The following is a 22,983-nucleotide window of genomic DNA, read 5'->3' on the forward strand; positions in this document are numbered from 1 at the left end:
CGAAAAATGGGGAAAGGATGAAATCATTCAATGAGCGGAATTTTTACATCGATTTTGCAGTTATGGCTTGAAATCCCTGCGTTGCTTGGCTATTTAAAGGGGCAAACATTCCATAAACCCTTTTCAAAAGAAGAGGAAGCTGCTTGTATTGAACGATTTTTAGGTGGCGATGAGCAGGCGCGTCTTGATCTAATAGAACGTAATATGAGGCTTGTCGCACATGTCGTTAAAAAATTCCATCCAAAACATGAGCAACTCGATGATTATATTTCTATTGGAACAATTGGACTAATGAAAGCCGTTGAGAGCTATACCCCTGATAAAAAAACTAGACTTGCCACATATGCAGCTCGTTGCATTGAAAATGAGATTTTAATGCATCTACGCACCCAAAAGAAAGTGCAAAAAGACGTTTCGCTATTTGAGCCGATTGGAACTGATAAAGATGGGAACGCACTGCAAATTCGCGATTTACTTCAGTGTGATGAAGAAAGTGCCACAGAGAAGCTAGAGCATAAAGAGCATGTAGCACAACTATACCACTATTTGCATATGCTCGATGAACGTGAGCTCGAAATTGTGACACTCCGTTATGGATTAAATCAACAGGATGCACTTACGCAAAAGGAAATTGCAGCACGCTTAAATATTTCACGTAGCTATGTATCTCGCATTGAAAAACGGGCACTTATTAAACTCTATCAACTATATAAACGAGACCAAAAAACTATTGAATAATATATTGTAAAATGGTTATGAAAAAAATTCAATCCTTCAATGACGGAAGAATATGCCTATTTCATGGCATATAAAAAGCTCCCCTGCGACATGACTATGTCGCAAAGGAGCTTTCCCGTCATACTAGTGTGCTGATTCAGAGAGTTCTGCTGAAATCAACGTACCTATTAAAGTTGTAATAATCACTACACCTGCTGTTAAAAATAACATCATGAATGCCTCCCATTCTATTATGAAGAGATTTATTAATGTCAGTGTAGCATTTGTTTTTTGTATCAACTGTGATTTTTCTCACAGAATAAACCACACATTTTGACCATTCTGTGTAGTTTATAGTGAGGAAATTGCTTTTAATACGACTTGTGTCGAATGTTTTGCAGCAACTGGTAAAAATTCATCAAAGCTAATATTCGATTCTTTACCTGCAATATCTGATAATGCACGAATGACTACAAAAGGTGTAGCAAATTGATAACAAACTTGTGCAACTGCAGCCGCTTCCATCTCTACAGCTTTCATTTGAGGGAAATGGCGACGAACAGCCTCTACACGTTCAGGATCATTCATAAAAGCATCCCCAGAGCAAATTAAACCAACGCCATACTGATGCTCTCCAACTGCCTTTACAGCCTCCTCAGCTACCTTCATCAATTTCTCATCTGATTTATATGCTGCTGGCATACCAGCCATTTGTCCAATTTCATAGCCAAAGATTGTGACATCCACATCGTGGTGACGAACTTCATCAGAAATAACGACAGCGCCTACCTCAAGAGCTTCATCATATCCACCTGCAGAGCCTGTATTAATGACAACATCTGGTTTAAACTCATGTAAAAGAATTGTCGTAGACATAGCAGCATTTACTTTACCAATACCGCTTTTTAATAATACGACTTCCTTGCCTTCAAAAGTTCCTGTTGTATACTCACTACCTGCAATCGTTGTGCTGTGTGCATCGTCTAATGCTGCTCTTAGAAGCTCCACTTCCTCTTCCATTGCGCCAATTACTGCAATTTTCATGTACTGTTACTTCCCTTCTTTTATCAACTCTATTAAAAATAATCAAAAGAGTGATTTTCGTCAATAGGCGCCTTCTAATGTATTTAGTTGCTCTAGCTTCACAGGCTTCCACCCTTCATTATCAACCCATTCCATGCTTACACGATACATTTGAGATTTATCATTGGTCGAAACAGTTGCAATGGATGAATTAGGACCACCATTATTTTGCATACGCCAGATGATCATATTGCTTTGGTCAATACCTGTCACAGTAGATACTGTTGCTACTTTCTCAGCCCAGTCTACAGACGTGTCGTCATATGAAGACACATGCTGACCTGTTTGAGTTGTAGGTGTTGGTTGCCAATTTTTATTCGTGATGACCTTCTCAACAATAGGATTATCTGATGCTGATTCTTCTGCTGTGCCTTGTTCTTCCTGGGATGTCTCAGGTTCTGATTCTTCTTCTGAAGGTTTATCTTCTTCTACAGCAAGATCTTCTTTTTCTTCATCCGTCGGTTCTTTTTCTACTTCTTTTTCATCATCACCGCTCTGTTCTTCTTGAACGGGTTCCTCTTTCACTGCTTGATCTGCATCATCTTGCCATTTAAACACATAGGTTGCTGTGATAATAATGAGTACAACCACAACACCAATTAGAACATTCAATAGTTTATCTAGCTTTTTATTACGAGATGGCTGCAAATGACGACCACTTCGAGTTTGTCGTTCACTCATAATGTCTCCCCCTCTCTAGGCAATATTCTATCAAGTTCGACAGCACTTGCAAAATAATTCTACTCACTATTTTACTACATAGTTTTCACGCTAAAAATGGTACAAGCAGTCAGCCAAAGGCTAACTGCTTGTACATATACATATTATTTAATTGAGACAATTTTCACTTTCATTTCGCCGCCAGGTGTTTGAACGACAACCTCTTCACCTTCAGCACGACCAAGTAGACCTTTTGCAATCGGTGATTCATTCGAAATACGGAATTCCATAGGATCTGCCTCAGCAGAACCAACAATTGTATAAGATTCTTCATCTGTTGATGGCTTACCATTGATGATTTCTACGAATGTAACCGTTTTCCCTAGTGATACTACACTGTTATCTGTCTCGTCTTCAGAAATAATCACTGCATTGCGAATCATTGATTTTAATGTTGAAATACGACCTTCTAAAAAGGCTTGTTCTTCTTTAGCAGAATCGTACTCAGCGTTTTCAGAAAGATCTCCAAAATCACGTGCTATTTTAATGCGTTCAACGATTTCTTTTCGTGTTTCAGTTTCTAATTTTACTAATTCTTCTTCTAATTTACGTTTTCCCTCAGCTGTCATAGGGTACTGTTTTTCATTTGCCAAAGTCCTTCACTCCTTGTTTCTTCAATATAAAAACATAAAACTCGACTAAATGCACGGAAGATGCATTTAATCGAATTTTATTATTTTTAAACGTTTTCAAATTACGCTTTGACCTAATAGTATGCATGCTTTTTCAAAATATGCATGTAAATATTGTCAATACCACTCTATCTTATTACAATACGTTGTCGGTTTCAAGAATAGTTTTAATTTTCGTTACCATTAAATCAATCGCCACCTCATTATCCCCACCTTCAGGAATAATGATATCAGCATAACGTTTTGTTGGTTCAATAAATAAATTATGCATCGGTCGAACCGCTGATAAATACTGCTCAATCACCGAATCCGTTGTACGTCCACGCTCTTTAATATCACGCATAATACGGCGAATAATACGTAAATCTGAATCTGTATCCACAAATAATTTAATATCCATTAAATCACGTAAATCAGCATCCTCAAGGACTAGAATACCTTCTAGTATAATAACATCTACTGGTTCAACATGTATAACTTCTTCTGCCCTTGTATGCTGGACGTAATCATACACAGGTTTTTCAATTGGTTGACGCACTAACAACTTTTTTATGTGCTCAATTAATAAATCATTATCGAAAGCTAACGGATGATCATAGTTAGTTCCTAAGCGTTCTTCAAATGTTAAATGACTTTGATCCTTATAATAAAAATCTTGTTCAATTACCACAACAGAATGCTCACGGAAAACTTCATAAATGGCGCGCGTCACACTCGTTTTTCCCGAGCATGAGCCACCTGCGATTCCGATGACAACAGGGCGCTTCACTGCCATTAGTTATTCTCCTTTCGCATCATGTTATGCGGCTTCAATGGTGTATCACATTTAAATTTTACAATTTGTAATGGATGACGAGCTGCATCTAGGCTGTTGCCATCCTCGTCCCAAATTTCACCCATTGTTAAACGGAAATTCTCAATTTCAGGACCAAAGAATTCTACTTCGTCACCAGGTTTAAAATAATTACGCTGTTGCATTGTCACTATTTTTGTCTCTGGATCATGCTCTAAAATAAGTCCAGCAAATTCATAGGTTGTTTTACGACCATGCACACCAAACATCTGCTCTTCAAAGCCAGGTGCATCATGGAAGAATGCTTCAGCCGTATCACGGTTAGCACATTTGTCTAATTCCTCTAGCCATTCACGTTTAATTTTAAAGTTATCAGGATCTGCACAATAAGCATCAATCACTTTACGGTACACAGAAACAACTGTCGCTACATAGTGAATGGATTTCATACGACCTTCAACTTTTAACGAGTCGATACCTAGCTCAATCATATGAGGAATCGCTTCAATTAATTTTAAATCTTTTGGACTCATCGCAAATGGTGCATGGCTCTCATCGAAAAGTGCTTTTTCTTCCCCATCTTCTAATTCATATAGATCGTAGTCCCAACGGCATGATTGGCAGCATCCCCCTCGGTTTGAGTCACGAGCCGTCATATGATTAGAAAGAACGCAACGACCAGAGTAGGCAATACACATTGCTCCATGAACAAAGGCCTCAATTTCAATGTCGACCTTTTCCTTCATCAGCTTCATTTCTTCTCCGCCCACTTCACGTGCTAATACAACACGATGTAAACCTTCTTCTTTCCAGTACTGCACGGCCTTCCAGTTGGACAATGATTGCTGAGTAGAAAGGTGAATTTCAAGCTTAGGTGCTGCTGTACGACATGTTTCAATAATGAGCGGGTCTGCTACAATAATACCCGTTACGCCCACTGATTCAATATCCTTTAAATAACGCTCTAAGCCATGCATATTTTCATTGTGGGCAAAAATATTTGTTGTTACATATATTTTCGCACCATATTGATTGGCAAATTCTACACCTTCACGCATCTCTTCAATTGAAAAGTTATCCGCATTCGATCGTAGACCAAACTCTCGCCCACCGATAAATACAGCATCTGCTCCGTAATGGACAGCTATTTTTAATTTCTCTAAGCTACCAGCTGGTGCAAGTAGCTCTGGTTTTTTTGTAATGACACGTTTACCGTTGACAATCTCACGGATTTTGTCATTTTGCTCTAACGCTAATGCCATGTTATTGTCCCCTCCTAGTAAACTGTTTCCTTGAAGATAAAGCCCGTATCTAATGGTCTAATAGCTGGTTGAATATCTTCAATTTTTGCTAATAAATCGTCTTTTATTTCTTCATATGCCTCTTCTGATTCGTCAAAATACGTATCGATCGCTTTTCGATAAGCTTCTGTTACCGCGACTACATAGTCTGGCGTTTGAAGTACACCTTCAATTTTCAGAGCATCGATGCCACCTTCAAATAATTCGCCTAGTTCATCAATAATACACATATCATTTGGACTGAAAATATGTGTACCATTTACATCTTCATATATTGGATATTTATTATTTCGTTCATCATCATGTAGGAACATATTACGATTTTCCTGGCGATTTTCAATAGCCATTACTTTATCTTGATATAAGAAATAATGGCCAAGTAATGGACGTTTTGATTGGAACATACATGTCATTCCATGTACTTGTACTTCAATTTCCATTTCGGTATTTTCTTTAATTTCTAATACTTCATCAAGAGAAAGCTCACGCGCTAACACGGCACGCGTTGCACCACGTTTCCCCCAGTAATTAGCCGTAAACCAGTTTGTAGCTGTCGTTTCTGGATTCCAATGTAACGGAATCGTAACACCTTGCTCTCTACGAATAATGAGAACCGCTGGATCACCGTAGATTAAACGGTCCACACCGATACGTTGCATTTCATTTAAATAATCAGCAAGTGCCTCTAGCTTCTCATTATGGAAAAGTGCATTGACTGCAACATATACCTTTTTACCCGCTTCATGAATAAGCTTTGTCGCTTCTTCTACTTCTTCAACGGAGAACTCTCCTGCTAGACGTAGACCAAATTGTTGTTCACCAATAACAAAAGCATCTGCTCCAGCGACTAAAAGTGCTTTTATATGTTCTAATGATTGTGGTGTCACAAGCAATTCTGGTTTTTTCATAGTAGTCACCTCTTCAAACATAGTAATAAACCATCACCGACTGGTAAAAAAGCACTTGTATAATCTGGGTGCTGCATAATCCAATCCGTGAAGTTTTTTAAATTGCGAATCATTGTTCGCTTACGACGTGGAACATCCTTCAACTCTAAATCAGACAAACCATGCATGTACATATTATCGATATACAATACCCCACCTGATTTTACTAAAGGTGCATATTTTTCAAAAAAGCGTTGGTATTGTCCCTTCGCAGCATCAATAAAGACCGCATCGAATGTTGTGTTAATGGCCTCGTCATCCACTTCTAAAGCGTCACCCTCAATGACCGTAATTCGATCGGATACAGTCGACCGTTTAATATAGGCTTTTGCCCTTGCTACACGATCTTGATCACGTTCAATTGTAACAATTTGGACATAAGGCAATGCCTCTGCCATACGAATAGCAGAGTAACCAATTGCTGTACCTATCTCTAAAATTTTTGACGGATTTTGAATACGCAACAGTTGATTTAATGCATCAATACCTGCCAGCTGCATGATCGGTACGTGATGCTCCTCCGCAAATGCTTCCATTTCTAAAAGCAATTCATTACGTGGCTGTATAAATGATTGTATATATGCATCTGATAATTCCATTGTTTCCACCCTCATTTAAAAGGCAACGAGCGTTTGCCGTTGTCTGTACTTCATCATTTATCAACAAAAAGAAAAAGACCAAACGTGATGTCTTGGTACTTTGCCATACAAAAATGAGCAATTGCTTCGATATGCTCAAACAATTGCCACCACGCATATTTGTCCCGCATAAATGAACGGATTGATCAAAAATCACACTTTATAATAGCATGAAAATAGAAGGAAAGCTATTTTTCTTTCCTTCTATCCATCTGTTTGCTATACGATTTTTGTTCTTCCTATATGTTTACTCTTCTTTTCGTAAATATTTTTCTACCTTCTGCAAATGCTCATCATAGGTTTTTGAGAAGTGGTTGACACCCTCTTTATCTGCTAGGAAGTAGAAATAATCTGTTTGACTTGGATTTAATGATGCCTCAATCGAAGTTTTACCTGCACCTGCTATTGGACCAGGTGGTAGACCTTTATTTTTGTAAGTGTTATAGGCATTATCCACTTCTAAATCTTCATATAGAACACGATCCTTGTGATCACCCAGTGCATAGAGCACGGTTGGGTCTGTTTGGAGTGGCATCCCTTCATTGATTCGATTATAGAAGACACTTGCAATAGTCTCTCGATCCGTTTGAGCAGTCGCTTCTTCTTCCAATAATGACGCAAATGTTAACAGCTGATGTACGGACATTTGTTTTTCAGCTAATACATCACTATAGTTCTTCACTACATTGTTCATGGCTGCTATCATCTCTTCAACAATCGCTTGTAAAGATGGTTTTTCTTCATAATAAGAATACGTAGCTGGATATAAATAGCCCTCTAAGTCATAGCGAATATTGTCAGCTAAAACAGCCTCTGTAACTAGCTCAGGATAATTAGCCATCATTTGCTGAACAAATGTGTCACTCGTCACAAGATCCATAAATTCTTTTTGTGTGTACGGTGTTTTCTTTTCAATCACTTTCCCAATTTGTTCAAGTGTTAAGCCTTCTGGGACTGTCATCGTAAAAACAGGCTTACGATATACCTTCCCTGTTTTCAAGCTTTCAATGAGTTCATCAAATGTCATTGCCTGTGTTAAATCATAATTTCCCGCTTGAAATTGTGATTCATTTTTAAATTTTGCATAGTATTTAAAAACACGTGCATCTTTTATGACACCTTTTTTCTCTAGTAGTGTTGAAATGGAGGACAAACTAGAGCCAATTGGTACTTCTACTGCAATTGTTTTCGTTGCATTAGGGTCTAATGGTTTTAAAGCACCTTTTACATAATTGTACCCAAATAAACCAACAACTCCAATTATTAGTACGAAAACAATGGCAATAATTGCGACGATTTTTCTCACCATTTTTACCTCAGATTTTCTTTCTTGCATTTTTGAAAACATTTCTTGTTTTTTTGAACCGTTATCCACGGGTTTCCCCCCTATCACTATTCAATATCATACTAGAAATCAACTTTCACGACAAACAGAAATCGACAATTCAGGAGAAATTACATATGTAAAAAATCTGCCAACAACTTTCGTTAGCAGATTTTTGAGCATTCTAGAAATAGTTTATCCTATAAAGTGTTTAATACTTCTTCTACAAATTCCCATTCTTCATCTGACTCAATCGGGTATAACTCTTCAATCTGGCCTTCATTTCCAGCTATATATTGGGCTGCAAAAATATCACGCTCATCAATCGGTTCATCTGTTGCTGGCACATATAATACATACGATTTACCGAATTGCTCAGATGAAAATGTATGAATGACTTCGCACACTTGATCTTTTCCTTCTTCGTCTGTCACAGTAATTAGCTGTGGTTCTTCTTCAAATTCATCAAGTAATGTTAACACCACTTCATTAATCATTTCCCATTCGGCATCTGTTTCAACAGGCTGTAAATTTGTCATCTCACCTGTATTGTCATCATAATCAAAAGTCATCGCGGAAAGGTCTCCTGGAATTTCTTGACCGGTTTCATCTAGAAGGGAAAATAACACATAGGACTTGTCCTCCGCATCAAAGGTAAAGACCACACGACACTGCTGTTCCTTACCATCTTTCCCAATGATCATAAATTCTTGCGTTTCTTCATTCATTCTGTTTCCTCCTTTATGACAATTTGATGTCATTTATTATATCGTTTTTTTGAGGTTAGACACTTTAGAATAGCTTCTCCTATTTTGAGCAAGTTTTCCCTGCATTTCTTCTCTACCTTTGAGCAGGTTCTCGATGTTTGGAGTGGGGCTTGGAGCGGTTACACTCTATTTCTAAGCGAATCCACAAACTTTATGAACGTTTCCCAACAATTGTGGATCAAATTCACACATCTACAATGCATTCATTCTTCAATTTAACAATCCTTCTACATTAGAAAAGCTTCAATAAAAAAGGAACAAGGACTGCAAGCTGCGATCCTTGTTCCAAGCTTTGAGTTAGAAGATTAGTCTTCGTTTTCATCCTCTAAAGCGTTTAAAACGTCCTCTACCATATCCCACTCTGCTTCAGTTTCGATTGGTGTTAATTCACCATCTTCACCATTTTCAGATGGTACAAATGAAGATACAAAGATTTCAACTGAGCCATCTTCATCTTCCTCTGCGCCTACCATTGAGTAAAACACATATGATTTGCCAAACTCTGGAGATTCATGAACGTGAATCACTTCACAAAGCTGCTCGTTTCCGTTTTCGTCAATCACTGTAATGTGTTGAACATGTAGTTCTTCTTCATGGTTATGCTCGTGTGCCATGCATTGTCACCTCATCAATTAATTTTTGCTATCTAAGTAGCCTTGTAAAATCATCACAGCTGCCATTTTATCAATGACCTGCTTGCGCTTTTTGCGACTCACGTCCGCTTCGATCAGCATACGTTCAGCAGCCATCGTCGTTAAACGTTCATCCCATAATTTGACCGGTAGTGAGAAATGCTCTTCTAATAGCTTTTTATAGTTCTCAGAAGCCTCTCCACGCGGTCCAACCGTATTATTCATGTTTTTTGGAAAACCTACAACAAATTCTGTTATAGTATATTCCTTTACTAGCTCAGCGATACGGTCAATACCGAACTCACCATTAGCTTCATCAATTTTTACGGTTTCAATACCTTGGGCGGTCCAACCAAGTGCATCACTTACAGCAACACCCACAGTTTTTGACCCAACGTCTAATCCCATAATTCTCATTTCTAGTCCTCGTTATTCTTTTTGATATAAAATTTAACAAGCTCCTCTAGAATTTCGTCACGCTCAAGCTTGCGAATTAAATTACGAGCATCCTGATGGCGAGGAATATACGCCGGATCACCAGAAAGTAAGTAACCAACAATCTGATTGATAGGGTTATATCCCTTTTCCTCTAATGAAGAATGAACTTTCAACATTACCTGCTTGACTTCCTGTTCCATTGATTCTTCTGGAAAATTAAATTTCATCGTTTGATCAAATGAACTCATGACCAGCACCTCGCTTTCAGAAATAAGGAGATGTGCAAACAAGCTCATCTCCAATTTCTCTTTATTATAACATGTTTTGGTGAATTAATTAAATGGATTTAACATAATCATACACAGAAAGTAGTGCTTCATCAAGTTTTGATGCATCTTTTGCACCTGCCATCGCCATATCTGGACGACCGCCACCTTTACCACCACATGCTTCCGCAACCATTTTCACAATATTCCCTGCATGGTAATTGCCACCAACTAATTCTTTTGAAACACCAGCACATAACATAACTTTTTCACCATCAACTGCTCCAAGAACAATGACTGCTTTTGGCATTTTTGCTTTCAGGTCATCCATCATTTGACGGAGTTGATTGTTATCCTTCGCTTCCACTTTTGTAGATAGCACTGTCACATCTCCAATTGTTTGAGCGGCATCAACAACTGCCCCTGCCTGTGCATTGGCGATTTTTTGAGATAATGCTTCGTTTTCACGTTGTAATTCTTTGTAGTCTGCTTGTAATGCCTGTACTTTTGTGACAATATCTTTAGCATTTGCTTTTAATAATGTCGCTGCATCATTTAATAATGCTTCTTCTTCTTTTACTGCTTCATAAGCAACTTTTCCTGTAACAGCTTCAATACGACGAGTACCTGCACCGATACCACCTTCTGAAACAATTTTAAAGAAGCCAATTTCAGAAGAGCGTTTAACATGGATACCACCACATAGCTCAATCGAATAATCTCCGATGGATACTACACGTACAACATCTCCATATTTTTCACCGAATAATGCCATAGCACCCATTGCTTTTGCTTCATCAATACCTTTTTCTTCAATAACGACCTCTATATCATCCCACACTTTTTCATTTACAATACGTTCAATTTGCTGTAATTCTTCTTTTGTAACTTGACCAAAGTGAGAGAAATCAAAACGTAAACGATCAGGTCCTACATATGATCCAGCTTGGTTCACATGATCACCTAGCACATCTTTTAATGCACGTTGCATAATATGTGTTGCCGTATGGTTTTTAATGATTAAATTACGGTCATCACGATTGACCACTGCTTGCACTGCATCTTCCACATGCATTTCCCCAGATTCAACTACTACTGTATGAAGCGGTTGACCATTCGGTGCTTTTTGAACATCTTTTACAACAGCCGTAAAGCTATCATTTGAAATAGTACCACTATCAGCAATTTGACCACCCATTTCAGCGTAGAATGGTGTCTTCGCTAAAATAACCAATGCTTCCTGACCTTCCGAAGCGACTTTCGCAACTTGACCATTGACGATCATTGCAGCGATTTCAGTATTAACACTTAACGTATCATAGCCAACAAATTCACTTGCAACCGTTAAGTTTGCTAATACTTCATTCTGTACTTGCATCGAATCAACATCTTGTCGTGCAGCACGCGCGCGTTCACGTTGCTCTTCCATCGCTGCCTCAAAACCTTCATGATCTACTTTCATGCCTACTTCCTCTGCATATTCTTCCGTTAGCTCGATTGGGAAACCATAAGTATCATATAAACGGAAAGCATCTGCTCCTGGGATGTAATCATGACCAGCTGCTTTTTGAGATTCCACTACTTCATTAAAGATAGCTAAACCACCATCTAATGTTTCGTGGAAACGAATTTCTTCATTTTTAATGACACGTTGAATAAATTCGCATTTCTCTGTAACTTCTGGATAGAAGTCTTCCATAATTTTACCCACAGTTGGTACAAGTTCAAACATAAATGGTTTTTCAATACCAATTTGTTTAGCATAGCGAACGGCACGACGTAGTAAGCGACGTAATACATAGCCACGGCCTTCATTTGAAGGCAGGGCACCATCGCCTATAGCAAATGCTACTGTACGGATATGGTCTGCAATCACTTTAAATGGTGTATTAATATCTTCATCTGAGCCAAAGATTTCATTTAAGTCTACTTCGCCAGGTCGTTTATATTTACGATTGGCAAACTCCTCGATTTTTTCAATAATTGGCATAAATAAATCAGTATCAAAGTTTGTTGGTACATTTTGCACGACGGACACAATACGCTCTAAGCCCATACCTGTATCAATATTTTGCTTTGGTAGTGGCGTGTAAGTGCCATCAGGATTATGGTTAAATTGAGAGAACACAAGGTTCCAAATTTCTAGGTAACGCTCATTTTCTCCTCCTGGATACATTTCAGGGTCATTTTCATCTGAGCCGTATTCTACGCCGCGATCATAAAAAATCTCTGAGTTCGGACCAGATGGGCCTTCTCCTATATCCCAGAAGTTCCCTTCTAAACGAATTAAACGTTCTTCTGGAATACCAATTTCCTGATGCCAAACATCATATGCCTCCTGGTCTTCTGGGTGAATCGTGATGGATAATAACGCTGGATCAAAGCCCATCCATTTTTTATCTGTTAAAAACTCCCAAGCATAATGAATTGCTTCTTTTTTAAAGTAGTCACCAATAGAGAAGTTTCCTAACATTTCAAAGAATGTATGGTGTCGAGCTGTTTTCCCAACGTTTTCAATATCGTTGGTACGAATCGATTTTTGTGCATTTGTAATACGTGGATTATCAGGGATAATACGGCCATCAAAATATGGTTTCAAAGTTGCAACACCTGAGTTGATCCAAAGAAGTGATGGATCATTTATTGGCACAAGTGGTGCTGATGGCTCATGATGATGCCCCTTTTCTTTAAAAAATTCCAAATACATACGGCGAATATCTACTGCTTTCATTGGATAAATTCCTCCTATTTTATATTGTAAAATCACGATACGAATCCTGCGATTTACCGAAGAAAATAAAAAAAGCCCTCATCCCCAAAAAGGGACGAGGACTTGTCATTAGTCTCGCGGTACCACCCTAGTTGTAAGTAAAAACCTTACTTACCTCTTTAGCACTTGTAACGTCAGTGAACGGCAGGGATTAGCTGCACTCTGGAGTAGCTTTCGGCATTTGCTGTTGTGAGGATTTTTTCAGCCTAGAAATCCCTTTCTTGTGCACACACAAATACGTACTTTTTCCATCATCGTTTTTACTTTTTCTATCGAAAATTATAAAAAAAATCTATTGCGCTGTCAATTAGTACTAGTCTGACTAACACTAACTAAGCAATCATTTTTTTGAAATATATCCACATACCCCATGTAAAGAAAACTAAGAAGGCGCTAATTGCAATAGTTGTATAAGGGGTATCTTGATAAGGTAAAGGTACATTCATTCCAAAAAAACTAGTAATTACTGATAGTGGTAACATAATTGTCGAAATGACCGTTAATAAATTCAGCTTTTCAATGGATTTCCCACTGATAATTGAAAAATACGTATCAAGCGTGCTGTTCACTAAATCGCGATATGTCTCTGTGGAGTCGACAATACGTTCTAGATGGTCATTCAAATCTTTATAGAATGGAATATTTTCTTCTTGAATGTCAAATTTCCACTGGCCATTGATTGTAGAAAAAATTCTTCTTTGTGGCATAATGGCCTGACGAATTAAAATAATTGTCCGCTTCAATGCAAGAAATTCCTCTGTCACCACTTTTGGTTGATAATCATAAATTTCTTCTTCTAGTTCATCTATACGCGCGCGAATTCGTTCTAATACTGGGAAATATTCGTCTGTAATACCGTCAATAATTGTATGCAATAAAAAATCAGTACCCTTTTCCAAATATCTTGGGCTATTGACACAAACATTTTCCATTTTTCCTAGCCATTGCAACTTTTGCTTATGCACAGTCACAATATAGTTTGGTCCCATAAAAATATTTAACTCAACGGTTGTAATTTCATTGTTACTTTTCTCATTATAAATTGGTGCATGGAGCACAAAAAATTTATAATCACCATAACTATCCATTTTTGGACGTGAGCCTTCATGTAAGCAATCTTCAACTGCTAGTGGATGAAAGCCAAATACATCAGCTATATTATTCAATTCATTATAACTATAGGCATATAAATCTACCCATAATAAATCTTCATTATGAATAGGGAGTTGTAAATCAATCATATTGAAATCATGTTGGACTGTCTTACTGCTGCTATTATAATAGTGGATTTTAATCATTGCATTTCACCTCGTGTTTGTTATTGAGGGAAACAAAAGGTCATCCTTAATCACCCTTTGTCTGCATCGGTGATCAGAAATCGATGACTTTTTATGTGTTTCCGTTTGCCTAAATGATACTTATTCGGTTCAGGACTACTATCCATTTCTCATCACCTTCCTTCCATAACAAAAACACGCCTTCTACGAATGAAGGCGTGTTGAATACACATATCAAAAAATAGCAATAAAATACATTGCATGCTTGTTACCTTCAAACGTTGAGTTTTAGCACTATGCGGCATAGGAATATGTCCAGCTACGTTAAAAAACACCTTATTTCGATGATTTCTGTTGACCCATTGGCGTCTCTCGACATTTTTGGGTAGTAGCGTATCTCCAGCATAGGAGCCTCACCTAACGAAGGGAGTCTTATTTTTTTATTCCTGTAAATGATAACGGATAGTTTCACAACTGTCAAACTTTCTATCAATCATTTTTCAAAAAGTCTTCCACTCTTTGCACTAAATGCTCTCGTTGATAAGATTGATAGAGCAGGCTAGATAAACGTACAGGATCACCAAAGAAAAAGCGTTCATACAATGTCTGTCTTGTGCCAAAACTACTCATCGTTAAATCCCAAGCTAAACGGAATTTCTTTACTCGCTCTTCCCCTTTGTCTTGAAATGATTGCAGATAATGATCAAGATCCCCATCATCCGTTGCAAAAGCTTTTGCACTCGGTATGGACATTAATCCACTTGCTCCCAGTTGCTGTATGATATCTGTAAAGGTAGGATATACTTTCGGGAAAATATGAATAGCGACCTGTAATGTGGATTGGTCTGGTCTGATAAAGCCAAAGGAATCCCTTTGTGCCTCAATTTCTGATTTTAATTGCAATGCTTTCATCGTTTCTAATGCTACGATGACATCTACCACGTTTTGATGGACATGTTGGTAATCCCCAATATTTATGGAATCCACAATCATTTGTACAACCCCTAGGATGAATTCCGTCTTAGCAATTTGACGTGACAGCACATGATGCAAAGTATACGCTTGGAAGCCACTAACATTCATAAATTGATTGGCCACTTCAACATTTTCGTAATAAAATACCCGTTCCCACGGGACAACTACATCATCAAACACAACGATTGCATCCATTTCTTCAAAACGTGCACTTAACGGATAATCAAAGGTAGAATCTCCGCCTACAAATGATTGCCGACATAAAAACTTTAAGCCTTGCGTGTTACTTGGAATAGAAAACCCGAAACCTTTTCCCTCATCATAGCCATTTGTTGATAAAACAAGAAGCTCATCTGTTATGCCACCCTGTGTCGCTAGTAATCTTGCTCCTTTAATGACTAAGCCCTCACTTGTTTTCCCAATGATTTTAGCTGCAATGGTTACTTCTTCATCCTCATAGTAAAAGCGCTTGCGATTTACCTGTGGTTCGATAAAGGTATGTGTTATCGTAATATCATTCTCGCGAGCATACTCATAGAACTTTAGCAAATGCTCTGGGAAACAATTTGGCTTCTCTTTTAAAAAATCTGACGCTGATGCAAGGGCCATTAATGTTGTATTCATATAATCAGGGCTTCTCCCCATAAAGCCTTGAGAAGATAATGCCCATTCCCTTGCCGCTTGGCGCCTCTTCACAAGATCTTCTGGCGTCAATACTTGAAGAAATGACATGCCAACTTTCTGTTTACTAGTTGGCGATTCATAGGTCATTTTTTCAAGAAGTGCCTCTTGATGTTGTAAATCAAAAAGTTTCGCTTGACTCTGGATAATTCCTTTAAAGGCAGGATGTTCTGACACCTTTCCTGTCACGACTTTCCCATCTATCGAAATATACGTTTTTAAAGCATCAATTCGTTCAATATACTGTTGCCCTGTCATTATTGGCATGCTGTCACCCCTATACATTCCCTATGTTTTTGTACTCATCTAGTATATGAAATGTCCAAATATTAGGTGACGATACATCAATTAGAAAAACCCGATTAGACAGTCTAATCGGGAATATATATTTTATTCATCCAAAAAATCATATGGAGAGACATCATTCATACCAATCATTGGATGAATATAAGGGGCTGTTTCTACTGTTAGCTTTTGTTCAACGGAAACAGGCTCCTGCATCCCTTCATTATCTACTGGCACTGCCTCGACTTCCACAAGTTCTTCCTCAATTTCCATTGGGTTAAGTCTTGCACGTAAAGAGGTGAAACGCTGAAGGTCATCTGTACGTTGTAAACCATCCGCAAGCACATCTGGTTCACCACATAAAATCAAAAAGTTTTTAGCACGTGTAATACCTGTGTATAAAAGATTACGCCGTAACATTTTGGAATACCCTCTAACCACTGGCATAATGACCGTTTGAAACTCAGAGCCCTGTGATTTATGGATGGAGCAACAATAAGCTAGTGTCAATTGATTGAGGTCGCTTCGTTGATAGGTCACTTCAATGCCATCAAAGGATACGATCAGTAAATCTTGTTTTTCGATCGTCTCCTTCGCCTTAATAATACTAATGACCTCACCCATATCTCCATTAAAGACATTGCTTTCAGGTTGATTGACAAGCTGAAGAACTTTATCCTTTATTCGATAGGTGACATCCCCAAAGACTAGCTCTTTTCGTGTGCCAGTATCATTTGGGTTAATAAGCTCTTGAATCATTTTATTTAAATTATCTATACCAGCTGGTCCTTTATACATGGGCGCCAACACTTGAATATTACGGATTTCCTGGCCCTTTGCGACAGCACTTTTGACAACTTGAGTTACAACGTTGGCAACTTGGTCTGCTGAAGCCTTAATAAACGAACGATCAGAGGTTTTAGCTGTTAACTCTTGTGGAATCGTTCCTTTTTTTATTTGATGCGCAAGTTCAATAATCGTTGAGCCTTCTGCTTGTCGATAAACATCTGTTAGCTCGACAGTTGGTAGCTGCTTGGATGCTAATAAATCCTTTAACACCTGTCCTGGACCTACTGGTGGAAGCTGATCCTGGTCTCCAACAAAGACAACTTGAACATCTTCATGTAAAGCTTTTAATAATTGATGGGCAAGCCATGTATCAACCATTGACATTTCATCCACGATAATCAGCTTACCTGTTACTTCCCGCTCTGTTTCTTCCTCTTTTTCTTGCCCTGTAAAACCGAGCAGTCGATGGATGGTCATCGCAGGAAGCTCTGTTGATTCGGCTAATCGTTTAGCAGCACGTCCAGTCGGCGCACAAAGAATAATCGGAAAAGGCTCCTCTTTTTGAGCATACTCTTTTGGATTTAAGGATAGCCCATGAAGCTTTGCATAAACTTCTACGACTCCCCGTACAACAGTGGTTTTCCCCGTACCAGGACCACCCGTTAAAATCATAACAGCTGAATTTAAAGCCTGTTCGATGGCATTCGCTTGTGTTTCTGCATAGGTAACATTGAGTAGCTCCTCTGTTTCTCCAATGGCTTTTCGAATTTCATCTTTACTAAAATGTTCAGCCTTATTATTCCGCTCGATAAGCGATAAGATTTTCGATGCAATCCCTACCTCCGAAAAATAGAGTGATGGCAGATATAACCTTGTCTCTTCACCACAAATTTTGCCTTCTTCACGGAGTCCGATACAGGCTTGAGAAATATCCTCGAATGGTATCTCCTGTCGTTGGCTTTGTTCAAGCATTTCCTTAACGAGCGGTAAAACCTGTTCTGCATCTAGATAAACATGTCCATCCGATAAAGCTGCTGTATTTAAAATATGTAAAATCGCTGCTTTGACACGATCAGGATGTTTACCAGTTATACCTAATTTCGCACCTAGCTCGTCGGCTCGAAAGAAACCCACCCCTTCCACATCTTCAATCAAGCGGTATGGATTTTCTGTCAGTAATTCAATGGCTTCTGTTCGATAGGTTTGATAAATCTTCATCCCAAGCTGTGGACCAAATCCCCACTCATTCAATTGAATCATGACCCGCTCTAAGCCTAAGTTTTGCTCAATGGTGCGGTGAATGACTTCTTTTTTTTCAGCGGATAGACGCGGAACAGCATCGAGGGCACTAGGATCTTCTAAAATAACACGGAGTGCATTAGCACCTAGTTTTTCAACAATCGTTTCAGCTGTTTTTTTCCCGATCCCTACGAAGAGGTCACTAGATAAATAATGAATAATTCCTTGCTCAGTTGCAGGTACCTCTTTTGTAAATGTCTCAATTTGAAATTGAGCACCGTATTTAGGATGCTGTTTTAAAATACCAGTAAATCGATATTGTTCATCCATTTGTAGTGGGGGAAAATAACCAACAACAATAATCTCTTTATCTTCATATTGCAAATTCGTCTCTTGAATTTTCACACGTACAATCGAATACATATTTTGCGCATTATGAAAGATAGAGACGATCGGACGTCCGAGTATAAAAAATTTATTGAGTTCAAATAAATCTAAATGATCTGTCATGTTCGGTCCGTCCTTTCTTATAGTTTTCAATCTTTTTATTTTACCATAGCCACATGAAAATATCGCAGACAAAAATATATCCACTTTGTTATTTTTACATTATTTTGACAAATGACAATTCTCTGCCTTTATCCTCCGTTCCATGCTATGATTAATATGAATTAGTTGCACGGAAGGATTGTGAAATTATTGGAATTTAGACCTTGCATCGATTTACACGATGGCAAAGTAAAGCAAATTGTAGGTAGCACTTTGGGATATACAAATCAAGCAGTTGTAGAAAACTTTATTTCTCAACATGATGCTAGCCACTATGCACAAATGTTTGCCCAAGATCGTTTAACAGGTGGACACGTTATTATGCTAGGCTCTGGTAATGAAGAAGCTGCCCTATCCGCTTTAACAGCCTATCCTCAAGGCTTGCAAATAGGTGGTGGCATTACAGCTGACAATGCTCAAAAGTATATTGACGCAGGCGCTTCGCATGTCATTGTCACATCCTATATTTTTCATGATGGTCAGCTCGATTTAGCGCGTTTAAAGCGCTTAAATCAATTAATTGGTAAAGAACACCTTGTTATCGATCTCAGTTGTAAGATGCGTGACGGAAAGTGGTTTGTCATGACAGATAAATGGACTACATTTAGTCATTTCGAAGTCAATGCTGCGTCGATTGCCTATATTGAAGACTTTTGTGATGAGCTGTTAATACATGCTGTCGATGTTGAAGGAAAAAAGGGTGGTATGCAGGAAAGCTTGGTACAGGATTTAGCTGCCTGGACATCTATTCCAACTACCTATGCAGGTGGCGTTCGTTCAATCGAAGACTTAGAAAAATTTAATCAATTAGCCCACGGAAAACTTCATATAACCATTGGAAGTGCGCTCTCAATTTTTGGTGGCGATTTACCTTATACAGATGTAGTAGAATATTGTAAAAAAGGCGGGATCTTGTGAAGCTCATTTATAAAGATTATGTTTTTCCATTTCAAGAAACTAATTTAGAGAGAATCATAGATGGTAAGTATTTTAAAGTGAATAAAAAGGATCATTCTCTTGCGATTCATGTACAACTTGACAACGAACAAATGTTATTGGAATTTTCAAAATCACTAAAGGCAACATGTGGGTTCTTACGCGATCAAGAAACAGAGCCTTATATTGGAACCTATATTGATTTACAAATTTTCGTTGATGAGTTTAATAAGCGCTATAACTTAAATGCTGAAATTATTAGTTAAAACAAGGGGACAAATGGTTCCCTTGTTTAACCTCAAACCCTCTTCTGCATTTCTTCCTTGCCCCTATTTCTGAAACCTTTTCATTGTCATGTGAGTTATATATTGTATAGCATAAACCACAGGGGGCTTACATGACTAAACTACATATTTTTTTCCAACCTTATTTTTATGCTTTCCGCTCTTCTTATAGAGATGATCACCGTGATCCCCTATGGTGTAGGCTTTCATAGTGGATACAGAACATGGTGGATAACTTTTGGTCCGTTTAATTTCTATATAGCTCGTATTAGTTTGCCTATATTAATTGTTTATTTATGTAAGCTTTCAATCAATAAAAATTTATCATTGACGATAGGATTGAAGTTCCTCATAGAAGGTATATTATTAATGAATCAGATGCAGGGCAAATCATTACGTTTGCTTGTGCATCAAACATTCTTTTATGGAGAGCTATAGAAAATTCCATTTGGAAGTATCTCGTTGCCATCACAGCTATACAAAAAATAAAAATTGAATAAACCGTAAAAGAAAGGATTTACAAACGATGAAAACTGAACTAGAAGTAAACACTTTAAAATCTTTTCAAACTGAATTAACACGCTTCTTTTTAGCTTACAAATTTGCTCTACAGGAAGTGGAAACGAAAATTAATATATTACAAGAAGAATTTAAGTTAATTCATGAATATAATCCAATTGAGCATGTTTCTACACGTGTAAAATCACCTAAAAGTATTTTAACGAAGATGATGAAAAAAGAGCTTCCTCCATCAATAGAGGCCGTGCGTGAAAATATCCGCGATATAGCTGGTGCTCGCATCACCTGTTCCTTTGTGGAGGATATTTACAAGGTAAGTGCCATGTTACAAGCACAGCATGACATGGAAGTTGTTGAGGTGAAGGATTATATAGCCAATCCAAAAGAAAATGGCTACCAAAGCTTACATCTTATTATTAAAATTCCTATCTTTATGTCAGACCATATGGAAAAGGTCTATACAGAGATCCAAATTCGTACAATTGCAATGGATTTCTGGGCAAGCTTAGAACACAAAATTTATTATAAGTATAACAAAGAAGTACCTGAGCATATTCGACATGAATTAAAGGAAGCCGCACTACAAGCAGCTGAATTAGATCAAAAAATGGAGCGACTGAATAAGGAAATCAATATTTTAAAAGAAAATGAAGCCGAGCCTTCATTGCTAGACAGTACCCCCATCGCACATTTAGCGAAATACTTAACGGAACTACCTGGCAATCAAATAATTGATGACACTCTATTCAAAAAGTAAATTTATTCTATGGTTTAGTCGTCAAATGAAAAACCCACCTCACACGCTGCTTGATCACAGAATGTGAGGTGGATTTTACTTTTTGTTCACTATTGCGCTTTCCTTGTAGATTTCGTTGCTACAAAAAAGGAGAAAATAAGAGCACCAATAGCAAAAATAAAGGTAGCTATATATACATAACTGACGCCATTCGCAATAGTATCCTTTAAAAAGCTTACTTCTTCTAATTTAAACCCACCTTTTGCAAATTCACCATTTAATTGAATTTCACCTTTTCCTAATGAAGCCATTTTTTCACTCGTTGCTAGGTTGAAAATCATACCAAATAGTGCTGCACCAATCGCTTGGCTAAATGTATTTGTAAAAGAGTTCAAACCAATTGAAATACCAAGTTGCTTTGGATCTGCCACCTTTTGTATGGAAATCATCAACATCGGCATAATAAAGCCCATCCCTAGTCCAATTAATGATGATGCGAAATAAACGCTGAAATCACTAGAATCTGAAGATAGTCTTGCCAACAATAGTGTACCCGTAACAAGTAAAATCGTACCCATTTGGATAATGCGTTTATTTGTTAAACGACCGATTAAATAACCTGCCATAATCGAGTTCACCGTCCAAAAAATAGACATTGGTGTTAATAATAAACCAGCCTGCGTTGCATTTTTGCCTAAAACACTTTGAGCAAATATAGGAATATAAACGGTTACACCAATGACAATAGACATACCGCTTAAAGTTAATGCATTAATGACCATTAGTCGTCCATTTTTAAATAGTGTTAACGGAATAATTGGCTCCTCTGCTCGTAACTCCACCCAGATAAAAATACTTAAGAATACAAGAGCAACACCATACATTAGCAGCGATTGACCTGATAACCAGGTTTGTGTTTTACTGTTTTCGATAATAACAAACAGTAACGCAACCATGCCAATTGTAAAAAACACTGCACCTAGGTAGTCAATTTTACGCTTCACTGCCTCTAGTTGTTCTTTATAATGTTTAGCAATTAAATAAATAGAGGCTAAACCAAACGGTACATTAATGAAGAAAATAAAATGCCAAGATACTTGGTCAACTATAAAGCCTCCAAATAACGGACCTACTACACCAGAAACGCCCCATACCATACTTAAATAGCTTTGTCCTTTGGCACGCTCTTTTTCAGTCTTAAACAATTCACCAACCATTGTTAATGTAATCGGTAAAATTGAACCTGCGCCAATACCTTGAATTGCTCGAAAAACAATTAATTGCTCCATGGATTGAGCTAAACCACATAACATAGAACCTATTAAAAAATAATGATCCCAGTAATAATCATCCGTTTACGACCAAATAAATCGGCTAATTTACCAAAAATAATCGCCGCTATGGCTGAAGCTAGTAAATAAGCAGAATAAATCCAGCTTATTAAGTCTACACCTAATAAATCAGCCGTAATACTCGGAATAGCAGTACTAACAATAGTTCCCTCAATTGCAGCAAGTGCTGTTACAAGTAATAGTGCAATAAAAACTTTATTCATTCTGTCACCTTTTCCTTTCCCGCATGACATACATTACCAAGTTTGAACTAGAATTAAAAGAGAAAGAGAATCAATTTATGAAAAAATAAACAATTTTTTCTGTTTTACTAGATAAAATCAATAAAAAAGC

At 37.7% G+C, this 22,983-nt stretch carries 21 protein-coding genes, 1 pseudogene, 1 riboswitch and 1 other annotated feature; of the genes and pseudogenes, 4 read left to right on the top strand and 18 right to left on the bottom strand.

Annotated elements, in window-relative coordinates; translation table 11 throughout:
- Positions 1-30 precede the first annotated feature (30 nt).
- Entirely contained in the window at positions 31-738 is a 708-nt protein-coding gene (gene sigK, locus HXV90_RS15580) for an RNA polymerase sporulation sigma factor SigK (protein WP_269897566.1), read from the top strand.
- Between the two features lie 123 nt (positions 739-861).
- Here the strand turns inward: sigK and HXV90_RS15585 are convergent, their stop codons facing one another.
- The 17 genes from HXV90_RS15585 to recD2 all read right to left on the bottom strand — a co-directional run bounded on the left by HXV90_RS15585 (position 862) and on the right by recD2 (position 18,784).
- Entirely contained in the window at positions 862-1,017 is a 156-nt protein-coding gene (locus tag HXV90_RS15585) for a hypothetical protein (protein ID WP_026023469.1), read from the bottom strand.
- 51 nt (positions 1,018-1,068) lie between these two features.
- Complete coding sequence (mtnN, locus tag HXV90_RS15590; RefSeq protein WP_016994157.1) at positions 1,069-1,761, bottom strand: 5'-methylthioadenosine/S-adenosylhomocysteine nucleosidase; 693 nt, start codon at positions 1,759-1,761, stop codon at positions 1,069-1,071.
- A 60-nt stretch (positions 1,762-1,821) separates the two neighbouring features.
- The gene (locus HXV90_RS15595; protein WP_048392147.1) at positions 1,822-2,481 is read right to left on the bottom strand and encodes a YrrS family protein; all 660 of its coding nucleotides are present in this window, start codon (positions 2,479-2,481) and stop codon (positions 1,822-1,824) included.
- Between the two features lie 143 nt (positions 2,482-2,624).
- Entirely contained in the window at positions 2,625-3,113 is a 489-nt protein-coding gene (greA, locus tag HXV90_RS15600) for a transcription elongation factor GreA (RefSeq protein ID WP_016994160.1), read from the bottom strand.
- Between the two features lie 175 nt (positions 3,114-3,288).
- Positions 3,289-3,927, bottom strand: a complete 639-nt coding sequence (gene udk, locus HXV90_RS15605) for a uridine kinase (protein ID WP_112118183.1) — start codon at positions 3,925-3,927, stop codon at positions 3,289-3,291.
- Positions 3,927-5,207, bottom strand: a complete 1,281-nt coding sequence (locus tag HXV90_RS15610; RefSeq protein WP_269897567.1) for a peptidase U32 family protein — start codon at positions 5,205-5,207, stop codon at positions 3,927-3,929. Before HXV90_RS15610 ends, udk begins: the two co-directional genes overlap by 1 nt.
- Before the next feature lie 14 nt (positions 5,208-5,221).
- The gene (locus HXV90_RS15615; protein ID WP_115674133.1) at positions 5,222-6,154 is read right to left on the bottom strand and encodes a peptidase U32 family protein; all 933 of its coding nucleotides are present in this window, start codon (positions 6,152-6,154) and stop codon (positions 5,222-5,224) included.
- A gap of 5 nt (positions 6,155-6,159) precedes the next feature.
- On the bottom strand, positions 6,160-6,792 hold the full coding sequence (locus HXV90_RS15620) for an O-methyltransferase (protein ID WP_054550064.1): 633 nt from the start codon (positions 6,790-6,792) through the stop codon (positions 6,160-6,162).
- Positions 6,793-7,078: 286 nt separating this feature from the next.
- Positions 7,079-8,206, bottom strand: coding sequence for an endolytic transglycosylase MltG (gene mltG / locus HXV90_RS15625; RefSeq protein WP_048392143.1), 1,128 nt, complete (start codon positions 8,204-8,206; stop codon positions 7,079-7,081).
- Positions 8,207-8,355: 149 nt separating this feature from the next.
- On the bottom strand, positions 8,356-8,883 hold the full coding sequence (locus tag HXV90_RS15630; RefSeq protein WP_048392142.1) for a DUF1292 domain-containing protein: 528 nt from the start codon (positions 8,881-8,883) through the stop codon (positions 8,356-8,358).
- 344 nt (positions 8,884-9,227) lie between these two features.
- Entirely contained in the window at positions 9,228-9,536 is a 309-nt protein-coding gene (locus HXV90_RS15635; protein WP_004226842.1) for a DUF1292 domain-containing protein, read from the bottom strand.
- An 18-nt stretch (positions 9,537-9,554) separates the two neighbouring features.
- The gene (ruvX, locus tag HXV90_RS15640; RefSeq protein ID WP_004226840.1) at positions 9,555-9,971 is read right to left on the bottom strand and encodes a Holliday junction resolvase RuvX; all 417 of its coding nucleotides are present in this window, start codon (positions 9,969-9,971) and stop codon (positions 9,555-9,557) included.
- Positions 9,972-9,973: 2 nt separating this feature from the next.
- The gene (locus tag HXV90_RS15645) at positions 9,974-10,240 is read right to left on the bottom strand and encodes an IreB family regulatory phosphoprotein (protein ID WP_004226839.1); all 267 of its coding nucleotides are present in this window, start codon (positions 10,238-10,240) and stop codon (positions 9,974-9,976) included.
- Between the two features lie 88 nt (positions 10,241-10,328).
- Positions 10,329-12,989, bottom strand: a complete 2,661-nt coding sequence (alaS, locus tag HXV90_RS15650) for an alanine--tRNA ligase (protein WP_269897568.1) — start codon at positions 12,987-12,989, stop codon at positions 10,329-10,331.
- 87 nt (positions 12,990-13,076) lie between these two features.
- Positions 13,077-13,292: a binding site (T-box leader), on the bottom strand.
- 68 nt (positions 13,293-13,360) lie between these two features.
- Complete coding sequence (gene corA / locus HXV90_RS15655) at positions 13,361-14,326, bottom strand: magnesium/cobalt transporter CorA (RefSeq protein ID WP_269897569.1); 966 nt, start codon at positions 14,324-14,326, stop codon at positions 13,361-13,363.
- 245 nt (positions 14,327-14,571) lie between these two features.
- Positions 14,572-14,737: riboswitch (M-box (ykoK) riboswitch) on the bottom strand.
- Between the two features lie 57 nt (positions 14,738-14,794).
- A complete protein-coding gene (hpaB, locus tag HXV90_RS15660; RefSeq protein WP_269897570.1) occupies positions 14,795-16,228 on the bottom strand; it encodes a 4-hydroxyphenylacetate 3-monooxygenase, oxygenase component in 1,434 nt (477 codons plus the stop codon).
- 123 nt (positions 16,229-16,351) lie between these two features.
- On the bottom strand, positions 16,352-18,784 hold the full coding sequence (recD2, locus tag HXV90_RS15665; RefSeq protein WP_131520513.1) for an SF1B family DNA helicase RecD2: 2,433 nt from the start codon (positions 18,782-18,784) through the stop codon (positions 16,352-16,354).
- A 189-nt stretch (positions 18,785-18,973) separates the two neighbouring features.
- On the opposite strand from recD2, the gene hisA reads away from it, so the two are divergent.
- The 3 genes from hisA (at position 18,974) to HXV90_RS15680 (ending at position 21,319) form a co-directional block, all read left to right on the top strand.
- A complete protein-coding gene (gene hisA, locus HXV90_RS15670) occupies positions 18,974-19,741 on the top strand; it encodes a phosphoribosylformimino-5-aminoimidazole carboxamide ribotide isomerase (RefSeq protein ID WP_269897571.1) in 768 nt (255 codons plus the stop codon).
- On the top strand, positions 19,738-20,025 hold the full coding sequence (locus tag HXV90_RS15675) for a hypothetical protein (protein WP_048392136.1): 288 nt from the start codon (positions 19,738-19,740) through the stop codon (positions 20,023-20,025). Before hisA ends, HXV90_RS15675 begins: the two co-directional genes overlap by 4 nt.
- 544 nt (positions 20,026-20,569) lie before the next feature.
- Positions 20,570-21,319: a GTP pyrophosphokinase gene (locus HXV90_RS15680; protein WP_269897572.1), complete on the top strand. Its 750-nt coding sequence runs from the start codon at positions 20,570-20,572 to the stop codon at positions 21,317-21,319.
- Between the two features lie 89 nt (positions 21,320-21,408).
- Here HXV90_RS15680 and HXV90_RS15685 read toward each other — a convergent pair.
- Positions 21,409-22,883 (bottom strand): annotated as a pseudogene (locus HXV90_RS15685) (MDR family MFS transporter).
- Positions 22,884-22,983: the final 100 nt, after the last annotated feature.

Source organism: Lysinibacillus sp. JK80 (genome assembly GCF_027557635.1).
Lineage (GTDB): Bacteria > Bacillota > Bacilli > Bacillales_A > Planococcaceae > Lysinibacillus > Lysinibacillus capsici.